This window comes from Vibrio sp. ZF57 (assembly GCF_001691235.1).
Lineage (GTDB): Bacteria > Pseudomonadota > Gammaproteobacteria > Enterobacterales > Vibrionaceae > Vibrio > Vibrio crassostreae_C.
Map to the genome: position 1 here is coordinate 51,150 of NZ_MAKD01000061.1, position 26,084 is coordinate 77,233.

At 44.1% G+C, this 26,084-nt stretch carries 27 protein-coding genes, 2 pseudogenes and 1 riboswitch; of the genes and pseudogenes, 12 read left to right on the forward strand and 17 right to left on the reverse strand.

All coding sequences use genetic code 11. The features are described 5' to 3' along the window. Nucleotides 1-15: 15 nt before the first annotated feature. The 4 genes from A6D97_RS07025 to A6D97_RS07035 form a co-directional block, all read right to left on the reverse strand. Complete coding sequence (locus A6D97_RS07025; RefSeq protein ID WP_065584092.1) at nt 16-804, reverse strand: HAD-IIB family hydrolase; 789 nt, start codon at nt 802-804, stop codon at nt 16-18. A 78-nt stretch (nt 805-882) separates the two neighbouring features. After that, nucleotides 883-1,038 (reverse strand): DUF3012 domain-containing protein, encoded by a 156-nt coding sequence (locus tag A6D97_RS21455; protein WP_017061679.1) that lies wholly within the window; start codon nt 1,036-1,038, stop codon nt 883-885. A gap of 240 nt (nt 1,039-1,278) precedes the next feature. Beyond that, nucleotides 1,279-1,635, reverse strand: a complete 357-nt coding sequence (gene raiA / locus A6D97_RS07030) for a ribosome-associated translation inhibitor RaiA (RefSeq protein WP_017061680.1) — start codon at nt 1,633-1,635, stop codon at nt 1,279-1,281. Between the two features lie 337 nt (nt 1,636-1,972). After that, nucleotides 1,973-2,230 (reverse strand): hypothetical protein, encoded by a 258-nt coding sequence (locus A6D97_RS07035; RefSeq protein ID WP_229648214.1) that lies wholly within the window; start codon nt 2,228-2,230, stop codon nt 1,973-1,975. A 63-nt stretch (nt 2,231-2,293) separates the two neighbouring features. Here A6D97_RS07035 and A6D97_RS07040 point away from each other — a divergent pair. Together A6D97_RS07040 and A6D97_RS07045 are read left to right on the forward strand one after the other, a co-directional pair. Next, nucleotides 2,294-2,515: pseudogene (locus tag A6D97_RS07040) on the forward strand (hypothetical protein); the annotation flags it as partial. 413 nt (nt 2,516-2,928) lie between these two features. Next, nucleotides 2,929-4,359, forward strand: a complete 1,431-nt coding sequence (locus A6D97_RS07045; protein WP_065584093.1) for a Na+/H+ antiporter NhaC family protein — start codon at nt 2,929-2,931, stop codon at nt 4,357-4,359. Nucleotides 4,360-4,480: 121 nt separating this feature from the next. On the opposite strand, the gene glgC is transcribed toward A6D97_RS07045, so the two are convergent. Then, complete coding sequence (glgC, locus tag A6D97_RS07050) at nt 4,481-5,701, reverse strand: glucose-1-phosphate adenylyltransferase (protein WP_017064925.1); 1,221 nt, start codon at nt 5,699-5,701, stop codon at nt 4,481-4,483. Nucleotides 5,702-6,102: 401 nt separating this feature from the next. Here glgC and ompW point away from each other — a divergent pair, with 401 nt between their 5' ends. Next, nucleotides 6,103-6,750, forward strand: a complete 648-nt coding sequence (gene ompW, locus A6D97_RS07055; RefSeq protein WP_065584094.1) for an outer membrane protein OmpW — start codon at nt 6,103-6,105, stop codon at nt 6,748-6,750. 202 nt (nt 6,751-6,952) lie between these two features. Beyond that, the gene (locus tag A6D97_RS07060) at nt 6,953-8,770 is read left to right on the forward strand and encodes a choice-of-anchor I family protein (RefSeq protein ID WP_065584095.1); all 1,818 of its coding nucleotides are present in this window, start codon (nt 6,953-6,955) and stop codon (nt 8,768-8,770) included. Between the two features lie 107 nt (nt 8,771-8,877). On the opposite strand, the gene A6D97_RS07065 is transcribed toward A6D97_RS07060, so the two are convergent. Next, a complete protein-coding gene (locus A6D97_RS07065; RefSeq protein WP_004733012.1) occupies nt 8,878-9,597 on the reverse strand; it encodes an SDR family oxidoreductase in 720 nt (239 codons plus the stop codon). Between the two features lie 210 nt (nt 9,598-9,807). Here A6D97_RS07065 and A6D97_RS07070 point away from each other — a divergent pair, with 210 nt between their 5' ends. After that, the gene (locus A6D97_RS07070; RefSeq protein WP_017067750.1) at nt 9,808-10,713 is read left to right on the forward strand and encodes a LysR family transcriptional regulator; all 906 of its coding nucleotides are present in this window, start codon (nt 9,808-9,810) and stop codon (nt 10,711-10,713) included. 47 nt (nt 10,714-10,760) lie between these two features. Here the strand turns inward: A6D97_RS07070 and A6D97_RS07075 are convergent. After that, nucleotides 10,761-11,098: pseudogene (locus A6D97_RS07075) on the reverse strand (helix-turn-helix domain-containing protein). 105 nt (nt 11,099-11,203) lie between these two features. On the opposite strand from A6D97_RS07075, the gene A6D97_RS07080 reads away from it, so the two are divergent. Together A6D97_RS07080 and A6D97_RS07085 are read left to right on the forward strand one after the other, a co-directional pair. Then, nucleotides 11,204-11,971 (forward strand): SDR family oxidoreductase, encoded by a 768-nt coding sequence (locus tag A6D97_RS07080; protein ID WP_065584096.1) that lies wholly within the window; start codon nt 11,204-11,206, stop codon nt 11,969-11,971. A gap of 135 nt (nt 11,972-12,106) precedes the next feature. Continuing rightward, on the forward strand, nt 12,107-12,760 hold the full coding sequence (locus A6D97_RS07085) for a cupin domain-containing protein (protein ID WP_017064919.1): 654 nt from the start codon (nt 12,107-12,109) through the stop codon (nt 12,758-12,760). 77 nt (nt 12,761-12,837) lie between these two features. Here the strand turns inward: A6D97_RS07085 and A6D97_RS07090 are convergent, their stop codons facing one another. Beyond that, entirely contained in the window at nt 12,838-13,476 is a 639-nt protein-coding gene (locus A6D97_RS07090; protein ID WP_017067752.1) for an NAD(P)-dependent oxidoreductase, read from the reverse strand. 154 nt (nt 13,477-13,630) lie between these two features. Here A6D97_RS07090 and A6D97_RS07095 point away from each other — a divergent pair, with 154 nt between their 5' ends. Beyond that, nucleotides 13,631-14,527 (forward strand): LysR family transcriptional regulator, encoded by an 897-nt coding sequence (locus tag A6D97_RS07095; protein ID WP_065584097.1) that lies wholly within the window; start codon nt 13,631-13,633, stop codon nt 14,525-14,527. 131 nt (nt 14,528-14,658) lie between these two features. Here the strand turns inward: A6D97_RS07095 and A6D97_RS07100 are convergent, their stop codons facing one another. Together A6D97_RS07100 and ribB are read right to left on the reverse strand one after the other, a co-directional pair. Continuing rightward, nucleotides 14,659-15,507 carry a hypothetical protein gene (locus A6D97_RS07100; protein WP_017064918.1) on the reverse strand — a complete coding sequence of 283 codons (849 nt, stop codon included), beginning with the start codon at nt 15,505-15,507 and terminating at the stop codon, nt 14,659-14,661. A gap of 384 nt (nt 15,508-15,891) precedes the next feature. Further along, entirely contained in the window at nt 15,892-16,548 is a 657-nt protein-coding gene (gene ribB / locus A6D97_RS07105) for a 3,4-dihydroxy-2-butanone-4-phosphate synthase (protein WP_004733029.1), read from the reverse strand. 185 nt (nt 16,549-16,733) lie between these two features. Continuing rightward, a riboswitch (FMN riboswitch) is annotated at nt 16,734-16,884 on the reverse strand. 372 nt (nt 16,885-17,256) lie between these two features. On the opposite strand from ribB, the gene A6D97_RS07110 reads away from it, so the two are divergent. Continuing rightward, nucleotides 17,257-18,000 carry a phosphatase PAP2 family protein gene (locus A6D97_RS07110; RefSeq protein ID WP_065584098.1) on the forward strand — a complete coding sequence of 248 codons (744 nt, stop codon included), beginning with the start codon at nt 17,257-17,259 and terminating at the stop codon, nt 17,998-18,000. 101 nt (nt 18,001-18,101) lie between these two features. Here the strand turns inward: A6D97_RS07110 and A6D97_RS07115 are convergent, their stop codons facing one another. The 4 genes from A6D97_RS07115 to A6D97_RS21990 form a co-directional block, all read right to left on the reverse strand. Then, nucleotides 18,102-18,464 (reverse strand): MmcQ/YjbR family DNA-binding protein, encoded by a 363-nt coding sequence (locus tag A6D97_RS07115; protein WP_065584099.1) that lies wholly within the window; start codon nt 18,462-18,464, stop codon nt 18,102-18,104. A gap of 64 nt (nt 18,465-18,528) precedes the next feature. Beyond that, nucleotides 18,529-19,254, reverse strand: coding sequence for a sulfite exporter TauE/SafE family protein (locus tag A6D97_RS07120; RefSeq protein WP_170791812.1), 726 nt, complete (start codon nt 19,252-19,254; stop codon nt 18,529-18,531). 221 nt (nt 19,255-19,475) lie between these two features. Continuing rightward, nucleotides 19,476-20,687, reverse strand: a complete 1,212-nt coding sequence (locus tag A6D97_RS07125) for an MFS transporter (protein ID WP_017061697.1) — start codon at nt 20,685-20,687, stop codon at nt 19,476-19,478. 15 nt (nt 20,688-20,702) lie between these two features. Then, complete coding sequence (locus A6D97_RS21990; RefSeq protein WP_083190214.1) at nt 20,703-20,930, reverse strand: hypothetical protein; 228 nt, start codon at nt 20,928-20,930, stop codon at nt 20,703-20,705. 396 nt (nt 20,931-21,326) lie between these two features. On the opposite strand from A6D97_RS21990, the gene A6D97_RS07130 reads away from it, so the two are divergent. Beyond that, the gene (locus A6D97_RS07130) at nt 21,327-21,941 is read left to right on the forward strand and encodes a YitT family protein (protein ID WP_017065874.1); all 615 of its coding nucleotides are present in this window, start codon (nt 21,327-21,329) and stop codon (nt 21,939-21,941) included. Nucleotides 21,942-22,061: 120 nt separating this feature from the next. Here A6D97_RS07130 and sigZ read toward each other — a convergent pair whose 3' ends face one another. Both sigZ and A6D97_RS07140 read right to left on the reverse strand, forming a co-directional pair. Further along, on the reverse strand, nt 22,062-22,646 hold the full coding sequence (gene sigZ / locus A6D97_RS07135) for an RNA polymerase sigma factor SigZ (RefSeq protein ID WP_017061700.1): 585 nt from the start codon (nt 22,644-22,646) through the stop codon (nt 22,062-22,064). Next, nucleotides 22,630-22,926 carry a metalloregulator ArsR/SmtB family transcription factor gene (locus tag A6D97_RS07140; RefSeq protein ID WP_004733042.1) on the reverse strand — a complete coding sequence of 99 codons (297 nt, stop codon included), beginning with the start codon at nt 22,924-22,926 and terminating at the stop codon, nt 22,630-22,632. Before A6D97_RS07140 ends, sigZ begins: the two co-directional genes overlap by 17 nt. Before the next feature lie 233 nt (nt 22,927-23,159). On the opposite strand from A6D97_RS07140, the gene A6D97_RS07145 reads away from it, so the two are divergent. Beyond that, complete coding sequence (locus tag A6D97_RS07145) at nt 23,160-24,260, forward strand: permease (protein ID WP_065584101.1); 1,101 nt, start codon at nt 23,160-23,162, stop codon at nt 24,258-24,260. A 99-nt stretch (nt 24,261-24,359) separates the two neighbouring features. Here A6D97_RS07145 and trmY read toward each other — a convergent pair whose 3' ends face one another. Continuing rightward, nucleotides 24,360-24,959, reverse strand: a complete 600-nt coding sequence (gene trmY, locus A6D97_RS07150) for a tRNA (pseudouridine(54)-N(1))-methyltransferase TrmY (protein ID WP_017061702.1) — start codon at nt 24,957-24,959, stop codon at nt 24,360-24,362. Between the two features lie 256 nt (nt 24,960-25,215). Here trmY and A6D97_RS07155 point away from each other — a divergent pair, with 256 nt between their 5' ends. Continuing rightward, complete coding sequence (locus A6D97_RS07155) at nt 25,216-25,740, forward strand: DUF3087 family protein (RefSeq protein ID WP_065584102.1); 525 nt, start codon at nt 25,216-25,218, stop codon at nt 25,738-25,740. Nucleotides 25,741-26,084: the final 344 nt, after the last annotated feature.

Genomic DNA, 26,084 nt, shown 5'->3' on the forward strand with positions numbered 1-26,084 from the left:
AGTCTGAGCGATTATCTAAATTACTTCACTTTTAAGCCTCAGCAGCGCATCCACAAATTCTGCAAACCCATAGCCACCAGGCTGCGACATGACCCTGCTTGGATGATGCTCTAGCTTATCCCAATAATGTTGAATGTTTGCCACGCCAACGGTAAGTGGAAGTGATTCGAACATCTGCTGATCATTCATTGAATCGCCGACATAGCAGGCTTGATTGTGGATTTGCTCAAGCGATAAGCCTTTATTAGCCAGGAAACGGTGCACGGCGTTTTTCTTTGAGTGTTCGCCGTACCAAGCGTTGATATGAATCGAACTTGCCGTCGCGTGTGCGCCTAAAGTGTGTATTCTTTCGAGTACCGCTTGAACAGTTTCAGGATCAACAGGCTTACGGTTTTGGCCGATATCAATCGCGACCTCACACAAGCGGTAAGATTGATCCAAAGTTAGCGATAGGTCGGGGTAACTCAACAAGATCGCTTCAACTTCTTGTTTTAGCTTAGCTTGGTTCTTACGCACTTGTTCTAGCGGTGTTTCAGATGAGAGTTGTAATGCATCATCTTGCTTCTCTAGTAAGAAGGCGCCGTTTTCTCCAAGCACGGCATCGACAGGCCAGAGCTGCGCAATATGGTCACACCAACCAGCACAGGCTCCCGTTACAGCGACCACTTTGATTCCATTGTCTCTCAGCTTTTGTAACACAATCAGGGTTTCTGGAGGGAGTGAACCTTGCCAAGTGAGCGTGTCATCGACGTCGGTTAATACCCATTCGATGTGCTTCCAGTTGTTGTCTAGTTGGTGTTCCATTAAAACTCACTTATTCCATGGATTGTTTTACACAGAGCGTATTAATTCAGCCCAATGTAGAATTAGAAGCTAACGTGATTAGAAAATACAGTGTTTAGCAAAATCGCCCGCTTCATTAGCCGTCCAGTCACCTTTAGGCTTTTCTTTCATATCCGCACACCAAGCTTCACTGCCAACCTCGGTACAAGCCATTAATTGAGTAGCAAGGAAAAGTATCAACGCGATTTTCTTCATAATAAACATTCCGTTGTGGTCTAAATTTCTGCTTATAACTGTATCAAATACCACAAGTGATTGTTATAGCTGCTAAGAACTTAAGGGCGTTAATAATGATGTGGGGTTGAGCTGAATTCGAGAGACGGTAAAGAAGGGAAGGTTTGCTTGGCTTTAAGATCGAAAAAGCCAGCAACATGTGCTGGCTTTGAAATTCTTAATAAGTGTCTATTCGTTATTTCGCTTTAACTACTTATCGATTTATACCAATTTCATCTCTTGGATGATGTCCGAAGCAATCTCTGGCTTCGTGCTTGTTGGTTTCTCGTGTAGGTCGGCTTTCAATTGTCCCTTACGGTTACTTAGGCCAGCTTCAAGTTTCTTGAGTGCTGCAGCGATAGCTGGGTACATAACATCGTCTGTCGATTTTGCTGTTACTCGTACACCTTCGTAGTTGGTGAATACTTCAACCTGATGTTGACCGTGTTCTTTAGTAATGATGATGTCGCAACTGATCAGTGATGGGAAATGGTTAGATATCTTCTCGAATTTACCTTCGATGTCTTTGCGTGACTCGTCGTTAATTGATACATGATGTGTTTGAACATTTATTTTCATAAATCATACCTTTCCAATGACTGTGTCATTTAAACGTAGCAAACATCGGATAGATTAACCAACTGAGAATTAGCACATGTGTGATTGACTTCAGTGTTATCAAATATTCTCTTGTTACTCCCTTGAAAGTCCGATGAACTGATCGCATATTATGTTTCGTGTTTTAAAGACATGTTCAAAAAAACTCCATCCTTGATAATTTGCGCTAACCTACAGCGAATTCCCAGTGAATCTCTCTTTATCGGTTTTATAATTCCGAACTTGTCACTCCATTGATTTTCTTTCCAGCTCACTCACTTTTTCTTCTTTGATTAAAAACTCAGCTTAAGTTACTAATTTATAGACACTCAACTGCCCACTCCATATTGAAGTGAAACTCTCCTGCTGTGAGTTGAGACTCGGGTATGGTAATGCGTGCTCGAATATCGACTTCTTTATTGGATGCCAGTTGATCGACAGGAAATTCGACGCCCTGACGCCAATAATTAATGTCACCTTCATAGCGAACCGGCGTTTCGACTTTGAATCGCACAAGTTCTGAAATGCGAGACTCATCAATTGAGCCTAGATCAATATGTTGCAGTTTGAGCAACAATCGAGAATCTTTGCGATTGGACTCAAGCTTAAGCGTTATCGCTCGGCCATCGTATTCTCGGCCACTGAATTTAAGCCGTTTAAGCGTATTAAAACCATCAAAGCCATTAAGATTGATGCAGAAATGCTGGAGCTGTTAGGCAGTGAAGATGGCAACACGGCGATGATCAAAGTGAGCTGGGATGAGAAGGGAATGAAGGTCTATAAGGATGGCTACTTAGCGGATTATGAGTACGGGATTGCCCCTCATGAGATGCAAGAAAACTACGAATTAGCACCTAAGTAACTCGATTCGATTGCAGAAAAGCGCCTTACTTATTAGTGGGCGCTTTTTTGTTGCTCACCAAAACATGACGAAAATCACACTTTTCTGACAATTAATGACTCGTTATGCTAGTATGCGCCGCTTGTCTTTGTAATTGATAAAAAACGCATTACCCAAACAGTCTTTTTCTGTTTATCTGCTTGTAATGACCTCATTCAGTTTGGCCTGACTTGGCCGAACATCTGCATTTTGCTCGGACGCAAAGAGAGTAGTTCTCACTACTTCACTATGTACATTTGAGAGCACCATCTATCAAAGGCCTTTTAGAAACAGCCTAGTTAGCGTGAACTATGTTCTGCGTGAAGGGTTTCGTTTTTCCAAAAATCCCTCCGGCGGCTAAGTGAACCTTAGTTGCTGACAAATAAGGAGTCTATATGACGACTACGGTATCTACATCCGTACCTACATCTCAAGCTGCTAACGCAGCGCCCACAGAGAAAGAAGTAAACCACCCGTTTCTCTCTTTGGTTATCATGGTGATCGTTGCTGCAATTGCAACTTACTTCATCCCTGCTGGTGAATTCGAGCGAGTGGTCATGAATGGCCGCACGGTTATCGACCCAGACAGCTACACACAATTGACCAGCAACCCAACAACATTAGCCTCTTTTTTCGAATCATTTTTTAAAGGCTTCAAATCCGCTTCTGGCGTGATGGGCGTTGTGGTATTTGTGGGTGGTGCTTTTGGCATTATCAAACACATGGGTCTGTTAGACGCATCCGTTGTTGCACTAACTACTAAGCTAAAGAAGCAAGGCTTATACGTGATTGCGCCTGTGATCATGACGGCGATCTTCTTCAACGTTACCTTCACCGGTATGCGTGAACTTGATGTCATTTTCATCTCTTTGATGATCCCGATCTGTATCAAGCTTGGCTATGACGCGATTACGGCACTTGGCGTTGTTTTACTGGCAAGTTGTGCCGGTTTCGCGGCCGCTTTGGCTAACCCATTCTTTACGGGTATTGCACACACTATCGCTGAACTGCCTATGTATTCAGGCATGTGGTACCGCTTTATTGTTGGTATGTTCATGTTGTTAACGGGTGCATGGTATGTGCTTAACTACGCGCGCAAAGTTAAGCAAGATCCGACCAAAGGCTTGTTACACGGCACGGGTTACCACTATGAATCAAATGTTGAAGCGAAAACACTGACCACACGTGAAAAGCTTGCAGGTATCGCATTCTTAGGCGTGTTCGCATACATGATCTTCGGCACGTTGACGATGGGGTTCGGCTTCACCGAGAGTGCGGGTGCATTCGTGGCGATGGCTATTATTCCGGGTTTGGTGGCGGGTTTATCTCCGAACAAGATCTGTGAGTATTGGACCAAAGGTGTTAGCGACGTATTGATCGCGGTACTGATCATCTTTTTTGCTCGTTCAGTGCTAACCATTATGGAAGACGCGAAGATTGTTGATTCTATTATCTTCTATCTTGCACAGATCATTTCTGGTAGCTCTAAACTTGTGGCAGCAGCAGGGATCTACTTCTCGCAGGCTGCGATCAACCTGTTCATTCCATCGGGCAGTGGCCAAGCGGTGATCACCATGCCAATCATTATTCCGTTGGCAGATATTGGTGAAGTGACTCGTCAAGTGGCGGCACTGGCTTCTCAATTGGGTGATGGTATTTCTAACTATATTTACCCAACCAATGGTGGCTTGTTGGCGGTATTGGCTATAGCAAAAGTACCTTACACCAAGTGGGTTCGTTTCTTCTTACCACTGTTCTTGTTCTGGTCGGTAGGCGCTTTGGTTTCTGTTGTGATTGCTCAAATGATTGAGTTAGGGCCTTTCTAAGGTTTCTGTTTAATCGAATACATGGACAGTTAAGGCTTAACTGAAGCTGTGTGAGTAAATAAGAAGGCAGCGAATTCGCTGCCTTTTTTCGTTTAAAGAAAAGCTATTCCAACGTTAAAGGTTACTCTTCAAATTGGTAAGAAGAGGGCACCACAATCACGCCTTGTTTTGATATGTGGAAGCGTTTCGCATCGGCAAGGCCATCAAGACCGATCTGGGTTCCGTCAGGCACCTTAACGTTCTTGTCGATGATGCAGTTTTGTATGTGGCAATTTTTTCCAATCTCAACATCTTCAAACAGAATACTATCAATCACAATCGCGGCATTGCTGACTTTCACTTTCGGGAAGAAGATTGAGTTTTGCGCCGAGCCGCCTTCAATTACAACGCCATTCGCTATCATCGAGTTGATGAATATTCCTTGATTACCTTCAACTGAAGCAATGGTTCGTGCGGGTGGCAGCTGCGGTTCGTAAGTACGAATCGCCCAATCAGGTTGATATAAATCGATAGGCGAAGCTGGCTTTAACAGGTCCATGTTGGATTGGTAATAAGAGTCGATAGTACCAACATCTCTCCAGTACGCATCTTGGGTCACTCGGCCTTCTTCATCCCCAAACTTGTATGCGTAAACACTGTTGTTGCCCACCAATTTAGGAATGATATCTTTACCAAAATCGTGGCTTGAGTTCGGATCTTCGGCGTCCGCCAGTAGCGCTTGTGTTAGTACTTCTTTATCAAAGACGTAAATACCCATTGAAGCCATGCTTCGAGTTGGCCTACCAGGTACACATGCAGGGTAACGTGGCTTTTCGGTAAAGTTATTGATCTCTAGAGATTCATCTATCTCCATCACACCAAACTCTTTGGCTTCGTCAATCGAAACCTCCATGCACGCCACAGTTAGGTCGGCCTCGTTCTTTTTGTGCTGCTTGAGCATTGGTGCGTAATCCATGCGATAGATATGGTCACCGGATAACACCACCACATGCTTGGCTTCACTGCGTGAAAGTAGATACAAGTTTTGATAAATCGCATCGGCAGTACCGCTGTACCAGCTATCACCGGTTCGCATTTGTGGAGGAACATTGGTGATGTATTCGCCGAGCTCAGGGTTAAGCACCGACCAACCATCTCTTAAATGTTTTTGCAAAGAGTGAGATTTGTACTGAGTCAGCACCAAAATTTGGCGTAGCCCAGAGTGTAAGCAGTTCGCGAGTGTGAAATCGATGATTCGATATTTGCCACCAAAGGGTACCGCAGGTTTTGCACGGTTATCGGTGAGAGGGGAAAGCCGAGAGCCAACACCGCCGGCCAGAACGATTGTTAGAGTGTCTTGCATGATCAGAACCTCAATGTATTTATGATTATGAACATAGACTTGCAAGCACTAAGCCAAATGTAACTCATTGAATATTATACGAGGCGAGATTGATTCTTGTTGTTCTGCACCAAAATGATGCACGTGAGATATTGGCTTGCTCTATTTTGATCCAAAAAAGATCCGAATAGAGTGAATTGATTGGATTAACAAAATGACGCACGGAAAAGCTGCATTACAAAACTGTCAATAAAATGAAGGAATAAAGTGATCAGGTCGATATAAATTTACATAAATAATCACAACTTTTCACAAATTGATTTCCATCAATAAAGTAGGGTTATTATATGCTACCTTGCACGCAAAATAAGAAATGATTACTCATTCACCAATAAAAATTAAGCCCTCAAAAGGAAATTATAATGAAAAAAACAGTATGTGGTATTGCGGTTATTGCGGCTCTTATGTCAACCAACGTTCTTGCTCATAAAGAAGGTGATTTCATCATCCGTGCAGGTGCAGCAATGGTATCTCCTAACGATAGCAGTGGAGATGTTCTGGAGACATCGGGGTCAAAATTTGGTGTGGATTCAAACACCCAACTTGGATTGACATTTGGTTACATGTTTACAGACAACATCAGTCTCGAGATTCTTGCAGCGACACCGTTCTCCCATACAATTTCTACAAACCATGGTGGTTTAGGTGATATCGCCGAGACAAAACACTTACCACCAACGTTGATGGTTCAGTACTACTTCGGCGAAGCAAACAGCAAGTTCCGCCCTTACGTAGGTGCGGGCATTAACTACACTGTCTTCTTTGATGAAGAACTTAATGGCACTGGTAAAGATGCAGGCTTAAGTGACTTATCTCTTGATGACTCTTGGGGACTTGCGGCAAACATTGGTATGGATTACATGATCAATGAAGATTGGTTCTTGAATGCGTCAGTTTGGTATGCAGACATTGATACTACAGCGAAATATAAAGCGGGTGGAAAACAATACTCAACCGACGTTGATATCGACCCATGGGTATTCATGATCGGTGGTGGTTACAACTTCTAACCCTCTTTATTAGTTTACTAAAGGCGCTCAAGCACCAGCCAGCTTGGGCGCTTTTTTTTGCTTGCTTGTTAATGAAATGCTCACTCCAACTTATTGTTGTTATGGGTGAAGCAAACTGATTGTTGTCATTTATTGTTAATAAAAGAGAAAGATAAGTGTCATAACAGCCCTCTATGATCGCGTTTCAAATCATGGAGGATATATGAATCGTAAATTTAATAAGCTGACACTATTACTGCCTATTGCGGTAAGTTCTGCTCTAGTAGGGTGTTCTCAATCAACGTCAACATCACCAACGGCTGCTATCCCATCTCAAACGTCACTTGATGCTTTTAGCTTTCAATGCCAATCCATCGAGCAGCCAAGCGCTTCCAATGCTGAGGTAACCGGAATCAGCCTGGTTGGACGTGCTATTGCCGATGCCCCGTTTGATACTTCAGCAGCCGAAATCGTCAGCTACGATTCATGTACCGACAAGCTTTATGTCGTCAATGCTCAAGCACAAAAAGTAGATGTGTTATCGATAAACTCTGACAGCGCACCAGCATCTGAGGGCTCTATCGACCTTCAATCAGCGGCTGCAGCTTCGGGTATTGATATTGGTGCCGCGAACAGTGTGTCGACTCATCAAGGATTAGTTGCTGTCGCGATTGAAAATGCTGATAAGCAACAAAACGGCATCATTGCACTTTATCGTTCAGACACGCTAGAGCTGATCACTACTTATACGGCTGGTGCATTACCGGACATGGTGAGCTTCTCGAAAGATGGTCGCTACATTGCCTCTGCAAATGAAGGTGAGCCGAATGCGGATTACAGCATTGACCCTGAAGGTTCAGTAACGCTAGTGGATTTAACCAATGGCCCTTTGCAAGCCACAGTCACTCAAATTGATTTTAAGGCATTCAATCAAGGTCAGCCTCGCCATGCAGAGCTGACCGACAAGGTTCGAATCTCTGTGCCGAATGCAACCGTTGCTCAAGACCTTGAACCGGAATACCTAACGTTTGCTGATAACGGAAAACTCTACGTTGCCCTTCAAGAGAACAACGCATTGGCAGCCATTGATGTGGTGAGTGCACAAGTGGATGCGATTCTTGGACTAGGCGGCAAGCCTTGGGATAACGCTAAGCTAGATGCGTCAAACAAAGACAAAAACATCGGTAATCTCCAAAGCTACGCAATGTTAGAAGGCCTTTACATGCCAGACAGCATCACCAGCTACAGTGTTGATGGCAACACCTATATTGTGACTGCGAATGAAGGTGATGGTCGTGAGTATGGCATCAAAACCACGCAAGAAATGTGTGACGAGAAAGGTTTTGAGTGGGATGGCGATGACTATCAAGGCACCGAAAACTACACCACAGAAAAAGACTTTTGTATCGCGTATGTCGATGAAGTACGCGGCAAGAAGTTAGACGTTGACGCTAACCACCCATTAGCAGGCGCATTGAAAGACAACAAGCAACTTGCACGTCTTAAAGTGATTAAGCCACAAGGGACACTCGCTGCTGACCAAAAGGTTCAAGCATTCGGCAGCCGCTCGTTCTCTATCTGGGATGAGTCAGGCGAGCTAGTGTTTGATAGCGGCGATGATTTCGCTCGAATCGTTCTGGAGCAAGATCCTGCAAACTTCAACAGCACCAATGATAACAACCAAAGTGGTGACGATCGTAGCGATGACAAAGGTGTAGAACCTGAGGCTATCGAAGTGGCTGAGATTAACGGTAAGCACTATGCCTTTATTGGTCTTGAGCGCCAAGGTGGCATCATGGTTTACGACGTAACGCAGCCTAAAAATGCAAGTTTCATCAGCTACTTGAACAACCGAGACTTTACACAACCAGTGTGCACTAAGGTTGATGAAGACGGTGATTGCGACAACGATACTTACAACGCTAAAGCGGGTGATTTAGGTCCAGAATCAATCAAGTATTTCACTCGTTCTGGTAACCACTTTATTGCGGTTGGCAACGAAGTGAGTGGTAGCACGTCAGTTTACCGCGTTGAGTTTTAATCACGCTTCTTACTAGCAATTAGATTGAATCAAAACAAAAGCGCCACGACTTGTTAAGTCGTGGCGCTTTTTTAGTTCATCGCTTATTTATTAGCGATGGCAAAGGCCTATGGCTGTTGCTTAGTTGGTGCTAGAGCAATCTCACGGATACATACATTCTGTGGTTGTTGGTAAGCGAATGATACAGCGCGAGCGATATCGTCAGCTGCCAATACGCCACCCATGTCTTCTTTCCAAGAGTCGTAACCGTCTTTGATCTCTTGAGATGTTGTGTGAGATAGAAGTTCTGTTTCTACAGCACCCGGTGCGATAGTAGTAACACGAACATTTGATGCCGCCACTTCTTCACGAACGTTCTCAGAAATAGCGTGTACCGCGAATTTAGTACCACAGTAAGCCGCGTGGCTTGGGAATGTTTTCTTACCTGCGATAGAGCTGATGTTGATGATAGTACCTGTGTTGCGTTCCATCATCGGAGCAAGTACAGACTGCATGCCGTTTAGAAGACCAATCACGTTTACATCGAACATTGTCTTCCACTCTTGTGCGTCTTGAGTATCAATTTGACCAAGAAGCATTGCACCAGCATTGTTGATAAGTGCATCTACAGGGCCAAACTTCTCTTCACCTTGTGCGATTGCTGCATCAAAAGACGCTTTGTCTGTTACGTCTACTTTTACTGACAGTGAGTTTGGTAGATTCAGCGCTTCAAGGCGATCAACACGACGAGCTAAAAGTAGCAGAGGGTGACCTTCATCGCTTAGACGACGAGCGATTGCTTCACCAATACCAGAGCTTGCACCTGTAATTACGATTAGTTTTTTCATTTTATTTCCTCTGTACTTTTATTGCGTCGGTTGGCTACGACGGGTTGTTTAAGTGCATTCGAATCAAGTGCTTGTTGCCTTGCTTCGTTGCGATGGAGGTATATTAAGGAAAATAGAATTGTTGATATATAGCGCTTTACTTGAAACACTGTTGCTGTGGTGCAACAATAAAAGTGTCTATCTCATAACCTCACTAGTAAGCTGGCGGCCATGCTCAATCAAATTAACCTGTCTGATATTCGTTCTTTCGTGCTGATCGCTCGTTTAGGTAATTTCACCAAAGCGGCGGAGGAGTTGGATGTGTCTCGTTCCCACGTATCACGCCAAGTGAGCAGCCTAGAAAAGCAGATGGGTGTGACACTGTTTATCCGCACCACTCGAACCTTAAGGTTGACTCACGCAGGGCAAGATCTGTACGCGAGATGTGAACAAGCCTTAGATAATATAGACCAAGCCTTGATTGCTGCTGTGGATGACGTCGAAGAAGTACGTGGCGACATAAAAGTAAACTGTGTTGGCGGTTATTTGGGTGAAGTGATCATCGCGGATTTGGTCAATGAGTTTATGCAGCTCTACCCAGACATCAGCATCAGCCTTGATTTCAGTAGTAACCGAGTCGATTTGATTGAAGACGCCTTTGATATCGCTTTTCGTATGGGGAGCTTAGAAGACGCGGGCTTTATCGCAAGAAAGCTATTGGATATTGAAATGGGAACACTCGCGAGCCCTGAGTATTTCACTCGCAAAGGGAAGCCAAGCCATCCTAAAGATCTGATCCGCCATGATTGCTTAACGGGATCGGTGCGTAAGTGGAGCTTTCAAGCTTTGGATGACACCAAGAAAACAGTCGATGTTCATGTCACGGGTAGGCTGCAATGTAAGAATGGGCGAGTGTTAGTACAGGGCGCGAAATCGGGCAACGGAATTATTCGTGTACCAACCATCTATTGCTTGCAAGAGATCAATGATGGGCAATTGGAGCAGGTGTTTAATGAGTGGATAGTGCCGAAAGTGGACTTTTCAGCGATCTATCATCGAGACCGCTATCAACCGAGCCGAATTCGAACCTTCATTGATTTTGTGAAAGGCCGTTTTGAGCAAATGCCAGTCAGCTAAATAGTGCGTGCTGTCCATTATTTGGAATAGAGTGGATTTGCTTGGGCTTACATCTCGTCGATTTCGTTTTGTAGACTTTCCAGTTGATCCAGAATCAGTAAGAACTTCTCACCAAAGGGCGTCACTGATATTCAACTCTTGGTGGGAGTTCGTTGAACATCTGCTTATCCAAAATCCCAAACTCAACATTTCGCTTCAAGCATTCATTCAATACTTTGGTCGATAACCCTTCGACCGAGCGCACCATTTCACCGGGGCGATTAATGCCATTTGCCAGTAATTGGTAAACCGTTAGCGACCATTTACAGCCGTAGATGGTTTCGACCATACGAGCGGAACGCTCTGGTGCCGATTTTCTTGAAAAAAAGTTTTCCTGATTTTTCATAAAGATGTACCAATAAGTACCTACCTAACCGATTTGTACTTACTATTCATAGTGTTAGTTCAAAGCCTAAGATTACCACGTTCACATGACTTAGGAGATAACAAAATGAACTTCACTAAAAATGGTATTGCAGTCGTAATCGGTGGCACAAGTGGTATGGGCTTTGAAACAGCGAAGCAGTTAGTCGCTCAAAACATCCATGTGTTGGTTGTCGGCAATAACCCAACTAAGTTAGATAAAGCGGTGTCAGAGCTGCAATCGTTAGGTCACGCTTCAGGTTGGCAAGCTAACCTTTATGATGATGCGAGTGTGTCTCGTCTTATTACGCATTTAGAGTCGCTCGAAGAAGGTATTGGTTACCTTGTGAATGCGGCTGGTTACTTCAACCCTAAAGCGTTTATTGAACACCAAGAATCTGATTACGAGCAATACATGCAGCTCAATAAAGCAACCTTCTTCATCACTCAAGCTGTCAGCAAGTTGATGATCAAAAACGGTGGCGGAAACGTGGTAAATGTAGGCTCTATGTGGGCCAAACAAGCTATTAGAGCGACACCATCCTCTGCGTATTCAATGGCAAAAGCTGGCTTGCACGCTTTAACACAGCACATGGCGATGGAGCTTGCGGACTACAACATTCGCGTGAATGCGGTTTCTCCTGCTGTTGTTAAAACGCCGATTTACGAATCTTTCATCAAACCTGAAGAAGTGGATCAAGCGCTAGAAGGCTTCAACGCGTTCCATCCTATTGGTCGAGTAGGTTTGCCGAAAGACATCGCTAATAGCATCTCTTTCCTACTGTCAGACAGTGCAGATTGGGTAACGGGTGCAATCTGGGATGTTGATGGCGGAGTGATTGCTGGCCGCAATTAATTAGGATTCTTTTTAGGTGGCTATCGCGCAGGCAAAATAGCAGCGAGATAGCCTCCTTGATCAGTATTCGCGTAGAATAGAAACGAGAAAGACAACAATAATAATTAAAACGATAACAAGAGTAAGGTCGCCATTATGTTCAATATGGACTTTTCAAAGAGACTGGTTATAGAAACCGAGACATTAGATTGGGTCGCAAGCCCTGCTAAAGGGGTTTGGCGTAAGCCACTTGAAAGAGAAGAGAAAGAATCGGGCCACACGACCAGCGTGGTGAAGTACGATCCTGACTCTTCGTTTTCTGAGCACCCACATCCGCAAGGTGAAGAGATCTTCGTATTAGAGGGTGTGTTCTCTGATGAAACCGGAGATTTCCCAGCGGGCACTTATATCCGTAATCCGCCGGGCAGCGCGCATTCCCCATCCAGCAAAAATGGCTGTACGATCTTGGTTAAGCTCAACCAGTTTGACGCGAGAGACTTAACTCAAGTTCGTATTAATACTTTGGAAACAGAATGGCTTCAGGGTATTGGCGGCTTACAAGTGATGCCACTGCATGAGTTCGAACACGAGCATGTCGCGTTAGTGAAGTGGCCGGTTGGCGAACGTTTTCAGCCGCATCGCCACTTTGGCGGTGAAGAGATATTTGTACTTTCTGGCACCTTTAAAGACGAACATGGTGAGTATCCAAAACACACATGGATGCGCAGCCCACACATGAGTGAGCATTTTCCTTATGTGGAAGAAGAGACGGTTATCCTAGTGAAAACAGGGCATCTGCCATTGGATTAAAGGAATGCTCAGTAAAAGATGAGAAAGCCGCATTGTTTTGAACAAGCGGCTTTTTTTAGTTTTTATATATGAGCTGACTAGTACGCAACACCAATACGTTGGCGTGGGAATTTGCCAGCTTCGAGTTCATCAATCATCGCAATAGCGTAATCGCTGACTGAAATTTTGCTGTTACCATCTTCGTCGGTGAGCAGTTGATCGCCACCAGTGCGGTAGGTCGATAGTTTCTCGCCCGGGAATATTTCTGCGGCAGGGCTAACGAACGTCCAGTTAACTTCGCTATTAGATTGCTTGAACACTTCAAGAGCTTCGCCCTGTGCTAGCGCTTCGTTTTTGTAATCCGCAGGGAAGTCAGGAACAGTCACTAGCGGTACGTTTGGCGCTACTTCTAATGAGCCAGCTCCGCCAACCCAAAGTAGGCGATCGATACCGATGCTCGGTAATGTTGCCAGCAATTTAGTCGCAGTGTTTTTTACGATGTCGTGATTACCCAGAGCACGTCCGCCAATCGAAGTAATGACTGCATCAACGCCGGATAGTGCGTTTGCTAGACTTGCGGCTTCATCTTGTAAATCAAATGAACGAACCTCAACATCGCTAATCTCTACACGGCTTGCATCTCTTACAACAGCAACGACTTCGTGTCCGCGATCTTGAGCTTCTTGAGCGATGTGACTACCAATCCAACCTGATGCACCTAATACTGCAATTTTCATAATGTCTCTCCAATTATCTAATTTATTGAGTCTGTTTCTCGACAGCCATTGCAGTCTAATAGCTCACTAGGTTGCGATAAATATCATAAAATGATGTAGATTGTATCTATGTAGCTAGCTAATAGGTTTTATTCAGTGGATAAGGGAAAGTGTGATGGATAGGTTGACGGCGATGCGTAGCTTTGTTGAAGTCGCAAATTGTGCCAGTTTCACTCAAGCAGCAGAGCACTTAGATATGAGCCGGTTGCAGGTTTCACGTCATATTCGAGAGATAGAAGGGTGGCTAAAACAGCGGTTGTTGCACAGAACGACTCGTAAGGTGAGTTTGACGGCTGCAGGGGAAATCGCCTTACAGCGCTGCGAGAAAATACTCCATGAAACGGCGGAGTTAGAAGTGACCGCACTGAATCAAACCGATGCTCTTTCAGGTGTGATTCGAATTGCTGCTCCGATTGGTTTAACTCAGCACATGTTGTTGGATGTGGTTGAGCAGTTCACAGAGCTTCACCCCAATATCACGGTAGAACTTTTTGCTTCTGACCGTTTTGCTCAGCTGGTGGATGACAGAATCGATATTGCGCTGCGTTATACCGACCAACCTGACGATAGCTTGATTGCTCGTAAGCTAATGGAAATTGATTCGGTGGTGTGTGCATCGCAAGCTTATTTAGACAAACATGGTCAACCTAAAACAGTCGACGAGCTTCGACAGCACAATTGTTTTCGCCATTTGAGTGTTTCTAAGTGGGATTTCGTTAAGGATAATCAGCATTTTTCGGTTGAGGTGTCTGGCACTATCAAAGCTAATGATGTTGGGGTATTAACCCGCGCTGCACAGCATGGTAAAGGGGTTGTTCGATTGCCCTGTGACTTAGCCAACCCACTGATTGCGAATGGCAAATTGATACGAATATTGGATGAGTTTGTTTCGCCAAGCAGCGTGCTTTGGGCGGTGTATCTGTCTCGCAGCTATCAGCTTCCGGTTGTTCGTCAGTTCATTGATTTTGCCGCAGAAGCTTGGTCTAGCGATATCAAATCTGGCGATGTTTGAAACTTCATAGGCAATGATACATAGCGATAGAATTTTAAAAGCTCATAAATACAAAAATCCGATATCAATGGTGATATCGGATTTGAACTCAATAATTCAGAGTTCCAGCACGCTCTCCTCTCACGAAGTCTTTACATGTAATGATGTACGGATAATCGGGTATTTATTACCTTTTCGTTTACGTCTGGTAAAGGCTGATACAAGCTTCTCGTAATGTCGGATAATACTTGGTCGTAAACTTGCGACACGACGCTAGAGATATCACTGGTTAATTCGTACATACTATCTGCCGGTTGGGTCGCTTCGTTACTTGATGCGATCTCTGAGAGTGCATGCATCGCTCGCGTACAAACCGGTGACCCACTACTAAGAGGGCAGATAATCGATAATTGGTTAAGTTTGCGGTGTGTTTGAGATGCGTAGAATTTGAATCTCGCGTACTCCTCAGGCTTCTCCATATCAGGTATGCACATGCGTAACTTGGTCAGGATCTCCATGCAGTCTAAGATCTGTTGCCAATTCATGTGATACTCACGGCTCATGTCTTCTCGCTCAGACTGAATAAGCCAGATGATCATCACTTCATCCATTAAGAACATGCTGTGACGTATCGTTTTGCCATGAATCGATTGGTTACGCACCAAGCTACGGTTTTGCCAGTCGCTGTGCATGGCGATGAGCTTGAGGTGATAGATGCGATACATAGGGCGGCTATCAAACGACACATGGGACTGAAGCAGTTCAGATACTTCAAGTATGTTGTCGTAAATCTCGTTCACTTTGCGAATCGAGTCGCTAGACAACTTATAAGCTAGAGCATAGTGCGTTGCCGCGCGATGTTTGCGTGATAACAACAATAATTCTCTAAGCAGAACTAAGGTTTCAAACCTGTGTGATAGCGCTGTTTGTCTCTTCCTTGAGAAATGAAACAGGGCCGCAAGTACTAATAGGGATAAACCCACTGAAATAACTACAAACATATTCAACTCCTAATATTTGTATACCTACTTAGTGGTAGTGCAGACACCGTGCCAAAATAAATAAGTGTTATATTTCATTGATTTATGATTTTTCTCAAATTATGGATGATCAATCATGGTGCATGACTTCACCATTCGAGTGAATGTTTCTCATATTTTGCAGGATTTTTTGAGAGGTTACGCTTTTCTAACGATAGGTTGGGGAGGTTTCGGTAAGTAGAGACACTTTGGCGATCCATTTCAGGCTCGTTTCAAGCTACGGAAATTAAAAAGGCCTCACCCTATATGCTTTAACTCTAAAAGCAGTAAGAGTGAGGCCTTTCAATGTTCACTTCGCAGTGTAGTTGACTTAACGACTAAGTGTTTAGCATTGAGGGCTAAACGTTATGCAAGCTTAAGGTCGAACTCAGTGCGGTACATAACCATATCTTCAATGGTCAGTACTGGCATGTTGTGCATTTTACCGAAAGCAACGATCTCTGGCGCTTTTGCCATCGTACCATCCGGATTGGTTACTTCACAAAGTACACCGGCAGATTGAAGACCAGCCATTTGCATAAGATCTACTGTACCTTCTGTGTGGCCGCGACGAGCAAGTACACCACCTTTACGAGCACGCAATGGGAATACGTGGCCAGGGCGAGCAAGGTCAGTAGGCTTAGCTGTTGGATTTGCAGCTGTCTTGATCGTTGTTACACGGTCAGCGGCAGAAACACCTGTTGTTACACCAACTTTCGCTTCGATAGTGACGGTAAACGCAGTTTGGTTTGCGCTGTTGTTATCAACAACCATAGGTGGAAGTTCAAGTTGGTTCGCTTGCTCGTCAGTTAGACACAGACACACAATGCCGCTGCATTCGCGGATCATAAGCGCCATTTGAGCATTGGTTAGGTGTTCTACTGAGTAGATGATGTCGCCTTCGTTCTCACGATCTTCATCGTCAAGTAGAAGTACGCCACGACCTTCGCGCAGAGCTTGCAGTGCGTTTTCAACGCGAGTGATTGGTTCGCCAAATTCGGCAAGTAGTGAAGACTGATTCATGGTTAAACTCCTAAAATATCACCAGAATCAGGGCTGTATGAGGGATCTCAACCGAGCACGACAAAGCCTACTCATTACAAGAGGCTTTAGCTCATTATGGTTTTATCCAAAACGAAATGCACCCGTCTGAGTTGGAGGCATCAACCCAATAGATAGGTGCGCCTTTCCAACTTAAACGAGTGTGTTTCCATTCTCTCTCATCCGGACTATAACCGTCGGCTCTGGCATCTCACCAGATCTGCTGACCTCGACGAATCGAGCGCTCGCGGGCTTATCTTTAGATTTTGCTAAGGACATACCGCCGGTGGGGAATTTCGCCCCGCCCTGAGAATAAAAATTAATAATTTGTTTTGCTTTGAAAGCAGACCAGATGGTAATCCTTTCGATAGTGGATTTAAAGGACTGACAGCAAAGTTTTTCAGATTCTGGCCTTATAATCCGGTAAGTGTTCACTTTATCGGCAGACCTTAGCGTGTGGTGTATAGCGGTGCGCAGGCTATGTTAGTGGGTTTTGATGTCTATATGTACACAAGTGGATGGTCTGGATTATTGGTGATGGCGTGACAGTTCATCAGCTCAATACTTAAGAGGCCCTTTAATCGATTATTGTTACACCATGACGGCTTACTGACCGTTTTGACATAAAATTGATATTGGCGATGCTAAGCTGCGATAGCATCCGACCACTTTATCTCAAAGATCTTAGCCATGACTTCTCTGTTCTCTAACAAATCCAAAGGCTTATTACTGCTCGTTTTAAGCTTGTATTCTCTAGTGCCTTTTTTGATCTTTGGATCTGACTTCGACCTTGGAAGTGCTGTATTGCCTTTCTATGGTGCAGTGATGACATTCGTGACTTATTCAGCGGGTAATCAAGGGTTCCTAATCACACTCGCGATTCTCTCTTTGTTGGTGCTGACATTAAAGTTCTCAAAAGCAAAGCTAGTGAGCCTTTGTTTGCAGCTTGGTATTTTATTGGTGTTAAGCTTTGCAGCAAAGACATTCCTTAAATCATCAACGGAGAGTCCACGCCCATATACTGAGTACTTAGTTACCCAAGAAGTGGTTGATATGCCGGAGCTGTTTTATGAACTGCCACTAGAAGAAAAGAACGTGGCCATTGAGTCAGTAGAAGATAAGGTCAGTGAATGGCGAACACGTCATTGGCTTGGCGAAACAGACTATTCATTCCCGTCTGGACACATGATTTTCGTGGGTGTTTGCTTGGCATTCTTTGGTGGGTTGTTCTTAGAAGCGAAGCGTTTTTACCTTGTAGGTGGCATGTTAGCTTGGGCTGGTGGTGTCGCGTATAGCCGCGTTTGGCTTGGTATGCATCGTCCTGAAGACTTAGCGGCATCTATCGCTTTTGCAGGCTTAATCTACCTATTAGTGCCACTGGTGCCAACGCAAAAAATAGAACCGTTATTGCCTAAGTTCCTCAGAACGGATTAAACATTTAAGAAGAGCTTCGCTGTTAAAAGCAACTTAGTTCTTAATAGCAAGTTAGTTCCCCCAAAGCAATTTGGCTTTCGTTTAGCAAGCGGAATCTCTGGCTATTGATTGAGCCCGAGTTCTGCTTGTTTCTTTTTGGTTAGTCCCAAAGAGACGATTCGGTGAGACTCCGTGAGGTAGTATCTCAACTCGCCATCCCTTTCTGGTGTGCTCTCAAACAGCTGAATCCACTTCATTCCGCGTGAAGCAAAGTAGGGGGCAGGTTTATACCCTGGCTCTTCTTTGAGAAAATCGAAATTCCGATCAGATGCCTTGAAGATAAATGCAGGCTCGTCGTTTGGTCCCCAACCTCCAATCGCAAACACCTTGCCTCCCACTTTCCAAACGTGAGAGTTATTCCACTGCATCACGTAGCTGGTGGCTGCTGGTGATTCACAGAATGCATTGAACTCGTCGTATGTCATAGAACGCCCTTTCATAATTTGGTGGTGGATCTGTGTGTTTGTTGTTTTATCGATGTTTCTGCTTCTAGCTAGCTAAGCCTTGCCAAATAGCAGTGAAGCCGCTGATAGAACATAGTAACAAAGAGCCGATACGTATCTTCTCTTTAGGAATGCTTTGCGTCGTCAATAACGCTACCTTGTAACCCAACCAAGCGGCAGGAAGTAGCGGGATTGTGATGATCAAGTGGTGTAGCGTGAAGAAGCCAATTGGGATCTGTACAACCAACGAAATGATCGAACTAAACACGAAAAACGCAGAAAGGTTACCACGAAGCTGATTGGCATCTTGGTGTTGGAGTAGCAGTGCCATCGGTGGACCACCAATACCAGAACTGGTGCCAAAGAACCCAGAGAAGAACCCCGCAATACCCATCTTAGTTGGGGTTGGTTCGAGTCTAAAGGGCAGTAGGCTAACAATCACGGCAAATACTACCAATAAGCCCAACCATAGTGATAACACGCTCGTTGAAACCATCACCAACAAAGCACCACCTGCCAGTGACCCAGGAATACGGCCCAGCAATGCGATTTTTAATCCGCCAATAGAGATATTTGCTCTATGTTTAAAAGCGTTGAATAACGAGATAAATAGACCGATCAAACAGATAGGCGCAGGCACATAATCTGGAGAGACCAAAAACAGCAGTGGGGCTGCAACAATGGCCAAACCAAAGCCGATTGCGGTTTGCACAAACGAGCCGACAAAAATGAGTGTCATTGCGATAAGGACAGTCTGATCTATGTATTCCATAAGCCTGCGGATTAGTTTTAAAGGAGCGGGTGGATACTATAAATGAAAACTAAAATAATAGTCTTATTATTCAGTGAGCTTTATGCCAGTTTCGCTAGTTATAATTTCTACTATAACGACCAACAAAAAAGCGAGTGAGTATCTCAGGATGCTTCCTTTCAATACTCACTCGCTTTATTGGAACGACTTGTTTACGCTAGTGGGGGAGTCAGCATAAAACGTTAAGCCATTGCCAATTTCAGTCGCTCAATGGGCTTGTCATTGATTGGTAAATGGATAAGTGCTGCTGCAAATGCCAGCACCACCGTTGACCACCAGATTGGCTCGTAAGAACCGTAGTAATCGTAAATACGACCACCCACCCAAGCGCCTAAGAAGCTACCCACTTGGTGAGTAAAGAATACCAAGCCGTACAACGTTGATAGGTAACGGGCACCGAAGATCTGACGAACTAAGCCAGACGTTAGCGGAACTGTACCCAACCAACAGAATCCAATGGCCGCACCGAAGATAGCCGCGGTTGATTCAGTCACAGGCAGAGTCACAAACGCACCGATAACCACAGTACGCACTAAGTACAGTGCAGACATAACGTGGCGTTTGCTGAACTTGTCGCCCATTACACCCCAGAAGTAAGACCCAAAGATGTTGAAGATGCCAACGTAAGCCAGTGCCATCGCAGCGCTGCTCGCGGGTAGGTCTTTATCTGCTAAATAGCTCGGTAAGTGCGTTGCGATAAACATTACGTGGAAACCGCACACGAAGAAGCCCGCGTGAATCAACCAGTAACCTTTGTGAGCAAACGCTTCAGACAACGCTTCTTTGAGTGTTTGGTTCTCTTCAGCTTGCGCTTGTTTGTTTGAGGCTGCTTTAGGCGCTCGCATGAACAGCGCAAAAGAGATCATCAAACAACACAGTACGCCAAACACTTGCATCGCACTCTGCCAGTCAAATTCATTCAGCATGTATTGTGCGCCCGGAATTACCGCGAACATACCAAATGAACCTGCAGCCGTGGTTAAGCCAAACGCCTTAGCCGCGTGCTCTGCTGGTACAACTTTCGCTACTGCGCCAAGCACGATCACGTAACTTGTCGCACTCAAGCCAAGACCAACCAGTGCGCCTAACGAAACGTAAAGCATGCTCGATTCGGTAGAAATTGAGGTAAGAAGTAAACCCAAACCGTAAGCACATGCGCCAGCAATAATGATGCGTCTTGCTCCCCATTTGTCAGCGGCCATACCAACAAAAGGTTGGAACACACCGAACAATAAGTTTTGTAGAGCAATAGAGAAGCTGAAAAACTCTCGACCCGTGCCGAAATGCTCTGAAATTGGCATCATGAAAATGCCGAATGATTGTCTGATCCCTAGACTGATAATAAGTGTGCCTATCCCTAGCCATACCAGTAAAGGAAAACGGAAAATGCTCATTCTAATACTCTTAAATTAATGGTGGTGATGTGAGTGATCTTGCGCTGACATGTGTTGGTCAGTGATCTCATGGTGATGTTCGTGCCCAGAATGATCATGCCCTGACTGCTGGTGGCAACCACTGCTTACGGCATGCTGAGCCAAGAGATCAATCAATGGCTGACTGTGATGCACAATAACCAAACTAATGACGAGGAATAACGTCATTCTGGCAAGTTGGGCAAAAAGAGATTGTGAAAACATACGGTGTTGACATGCGCTCAATGTTGTAAGAAGTCGCGCATCATAGTGATGAGTCGGGTATGTATCAAATGACCATTTGTGATGTAGTCTATGCGTTTTATGCATAGATTGTCGCTTGATTGGAATTGGTATAAAACGCGCTCAATAAATAAGAAAACTTGAAGCTCGTTAGTTAATAGAAACAAGTATCTAATTAAGAATGAAAGTCTAAATTAAGGCTTATAACTAGCTGTTTAATTTAAAGTTTCACAAAGCTGTAAAAACTAATATACAAACTAATCACTAAGCAACATTGCTCGTTCACTCGACTTATCTGTCAAACATCGTAAATTTGGGCATAAATCGTTTCAAGACTACTGAAACGCGATGTTAAAAGATTCAGGGAGAGTCATTCACATGGATAAAGATCATAATCTTCGCGAAAACTTACTGGCACTGATCTTAGGTAGCGCATTGGTTTCACTCGGCGTTATCTTTTTCAACCAAGTCGGTTTGCTCACCGGGGGCACGGCTGGTCTAGCGATCTTCATTACCAAAGTAACAGATTTGAGCTTTGGCCAAGTATTCTTCGCACTTAACTTACCTTTCTATATTTTGTCGGTTGCTCGTATGGGCTGGCGCTTCACAATCAATACGTTTATCGCGGTTTCGATTGTTTCGTTCGCCGTGGATCACTTGTATCACGTGATTCAAATTGCCGAAATTCATGCATTGTATGCAGCTTTACTTGGTGGTGGCTTGATTGGTACCGGCATGCTGGTGATTTTCCGTCACAAGATGAGCTTAGGTGGCTTCAACATTCTGGCGTTGTTCTTACAAGAACGTTTTGGAATTCGAGCAGGTAAGGTTCAGATGGCATTAGACTGCACGATTGTTGTGCTTTCTCTGTTCATTGTTGATGTGTCATTGGTTCTTCTGTCTGTGCTTGGTGCGATAGTCACCAACTTGATTCTAGCAATGAATCATAAACCGGGGCGCTATCAACCTGTAGTAAAAGCGGAAGCAGCATAGTTCGGTTCGCTCAAGCTCTAGATTTGCTTAAGTAAAGAGTGATTTGCAGATTATGAAAACAACAAAGCCAGCATTAATTGCTGGCTTTGTTCTATTGAAATAACGGATTCGATGTAACGATTAACACTTGCCGCAGCTGGCGTTCGGCTTAAGCTCGCAATCAATCACATTGCCTTGTTGATCAAGGGACAAGTTACAACACTCTTCAAACAGGTTCTTAAGATCAGCACGGCTTTTTTGCACGCGGGATTTAACCGTTGAATAGCTGACGTTCTGCGCTTCTGCGATCTCTTTTTGGCTTTGGCCTTTGATGTCGACCGCAAGCAGTAGCGATGAACTTTGTTCTGGCAATGCCTGAATAAAAGGTTCAATACACAATGAAAGTTTCTGCTTAAATTCAGAGTCGTGGTCTAAATCGGTAAACCACAGATCTTCAGCATCAATTTGGCTATCACGTTGTTGGCGTGCATGCTTACGGTAGAAGTCGATAATGGTGTTGTTGGCTAACTGGAACAGCCAAGCCTTAACACTGCTAGCATCTTGTACCTTATCTAAGTTCTGATAGGTCTTAATCAAGATATCTTGGAGCAAGTCGTCTACATCCGCAGAGTTGTTGACCTTTGAATGCAGGAATGACTTTAATGCTTGCTGATACTCGGCCCAGACTTGTTCGAGCTTCAAAGGTGCATTAGTTGCACTGTTCATTTACGCAACATTCGTCTTGTAAGAAATCAATCACACCTTCTAGGCACTCATACTCCGCCACGCAGAATAGAGTTCTTCCTTCTCGTCTTTGGCTGATTAGGCCCGCAGACGCCAAGCTTGATATGTGGTGAGACAAGGTAGAACCGGGAATGCCTAGCTCTTCTTGTAGGCCGCCAACTGCAATGCCTTGGTAGCCAGCTTTAACGACACTCTTATAAATGGTTAGGCGAATAGGGTGCCCCAACTCTTTAAGTGCTTTCGCAACGACTTCTAAGTTCATATTAACTCCTCAAGATTTAATTTCGATGTTAGTCGAAATGTATGTCGAATTCAAATTTAAAAACGGTGTCTGTGTAAGTTATTGAAAAACTGTGTTTTCGAAAATCATTTCGATTTTTATCGAAATAATGCTTGTTCTGGAGCTGTTTATTTCTATAATTTGAGAATATTCGAAATTAAGGGTTGGTTACTTTTCTCATAGAGCCCGACCTTCAATCCAGTTTGGAGTTAATTATGAGCAATGAAATGTTAACAATGCTGAAAGACGCACTTGATATGTTCGCTTTCTTAGCAGTAGAGCTAATTATCCTTTTCTTAGCGATCAGCTACATTGTTGGGATTCTTCAAGAGTTCCTTACACCAGAAAAGATTCAATCTATCCTGAGCTCACGTAATGGTAAGGGTTATGTAGTAGCAGCACTACTGGGTGCAATTACACCTTTCTGTTCATGTTCGACCATTCCTTTCTTAAAAGGATTGCTGCGTGCAAGAGCGGGTTTCGGTCCAATGATGGTGTTCCTATTTGGTAGCCCACTATTGAACCCAGTGATCATTGGTTTGTTTGTGATTACCTTCGGTTGGCAAGTTGCTGTGTTCTACTTCCTTGTAGCAATGACGGTGTCTGTAGTGGCTGGTTACGCACTTGAGAAGCTTGGCTTTGAGCGTTACGTAAAACCTGAAGCGTATGAATCAACAGGTTCAGCTTCAAGCTGTGGCACTAGCTGTGGTGACTCTGCTCCTAAGAAAGCAGCACCGGTTAAAGCAGAATCTTCATGTGGTACAAGTGCATGTGGCGAACCTGCACCCGTAATGGCGAAAGAGACATCTTGCTGCGATTCTAAAAAAGAAGAGCCACAAGTAACGGTTTCATGCTGTTCAGCGGATGGAAGCGCAACAGCTGAAATCGTAGAGAAGAAAGAACCTAGTCGTTGGATGAGAATTTGGTTCTCAACTTGGAAAGACTTCAAACAAGTTTTCCCTTACCTAATGATGGGTATCGCGATTGGTTCATTCATCTACGGCTTCATTCCTACAGACCTAATTGCACAGTACGCTGGTGAAGGTATGTGGTATGCGATTCCAGTAGCTGCCGTGATTGGTATTCCACTGTACATTCGTGCTGAAGCGGTAATCCCATTAAGTGCAGCTCTAGTACAGAAAGGTATGGCGTTGGGTTCAGTAATGGCATTGATCATTGGTAGTGCAGGTGCAAGTTTGACGGAAGTTATCCTGCTTAAATCAATCTTCAAGAACCAAATGATTGCAGCATTCCTATTCGTTATCCTAAGCATGGCGACGGGTGCAGGCTTCCTATACAGCTTCATCTTTGGTTAATCAGGCTTGATTATGAGATAACACCCTCGATACCAAGAGATAGATAATAAAAGAGCTCACTTAGTTGAGCTCTTTTTGTTTAGCTTATCAGTCCGGGGGCTAGAAACCGCGAATATCCAGCTCATTATTGATCAATACAACGCACTGAGAAGCAAACAGCATGTTCGGGCCTAAGCTGATTTTTTCTGTCCCTAAGCGCTTTAAGCTGTTGTAGCTTTTCTTCGGCATAGGGATGTGATCAGTAAGAAGGAAACATGGGTTTTCAGCAATCTCTGCATCACGGATAAAGTCACCTTTCTTATCCATCATGTATAGCTGGTGGTCTTCAGCCAGTTCTTTGACTAGTTTTTCAAAGCTCATAGTGCGAACGACGATTCCTGGTTCAACCTGACGAGTCTGCTCTTTGGTCATACCTTGAGAAGCATCAACCGCTCTTACTACCGCTGATAACAATGCCGATTCATGAAAGCCACCAATGTTGGTGATCTCATTTGAATCGAAAGTGATCGTACGTGAAAAGTCTTTAGTACTTTCTAATACAAGGTGTACGGTGACATTCTCACGGTGAGATTGAGCAACGAAGATCGTGTTCATCAGAGTATGAGCCAGAATCTCAGTATGAGCATCTTGCCCAACACCTTCTAAGATAAGTTTGCTCTCTGTAGGGGCTGCGCGAGCGCGTAATACAAATGAACGCATGGAATGTACCTTGTCAGTATGTGATAAAGCGAAACGGGCTTTATCAACATGAATTGATGAATAACCAAAATTGTGGCGGTATGTAACTCTTTTCTATTAATGAAGTCAAATAGAGTTGCGTATAGCGCCAACCAGAAGAACTCTCCGTATTAAATAGAGAATGACCACATTACAAGATGGTAAGGGTTGAAGCGACCCAATGTTTACGTAGATAGTATGCGCAAATTATTAGGTGACTTACATAAGGAAGTAGTCGATGAAGTTACAGAAGATCAATAAAGAAGAATATAGAAAGAAGATGAACCTGCTGTTGGTTTCGTTGGTTGGGTCACTCGCAGTGTTCGCCATTGTATTCGGAACCATACTGATCGAGCTATTCGGTTCAGGGCAATCAATCGCAGGCGAATCGACAGGTAATTTCCACTTGAACGTATTAGGTGTGATCTTATCAGTCGCATTGAATGCATTTATCGCGAGCCGTGTGAAAGGGCATGATTACTTCAAAGAAGCGCTTTATGTATGGAACCTTAAACAAATCCATAATCAAATCTATCGTAAGCTCAAGCGTATTCAACCCAAAGCTGAGCAAGGCGACCGAGACGCGCTGACCATCCTTTATTTCTATTACACCACGCAAAAACAGGTATACGACCTAGACAACAACACATTGACGATAAAAACAGTTCAGCAATCGCTAGATAACATCCTAGAAGTGAGTGAGAAATGGAGCATTGAGCTAGATATAGAGGCTTTTTCGAAAGATCTAATCGCAAAGTTTTAAGTAATACACCCATTATTGTATGAGCTTTGACCTGTGAAAGACGCTTTTGACGTAAAAGTAGACACTTAAGCAACTTTTTTGAATTTTTATCAAAAAAGGGGTTGCCATGTTTACGATGATCTCTATAATGCCGCCTCACTGACACGGCAGACGCCACAAGGCTTCAGCGGTAATCAGTAAGACGGAAAGTTCGAAACAAATTAATTTTAAAAAGTGTTTGACACTTAAGATTAAATCGCTAGAATTCACGTCCGCTTTCAAGGGTTTCTTTGTAAAAAGAAAGTTTCGATAAGCAAAGCTCTTTAACAATTTAAACCTATCAATCTGTGTGGGCACTCGTTGAT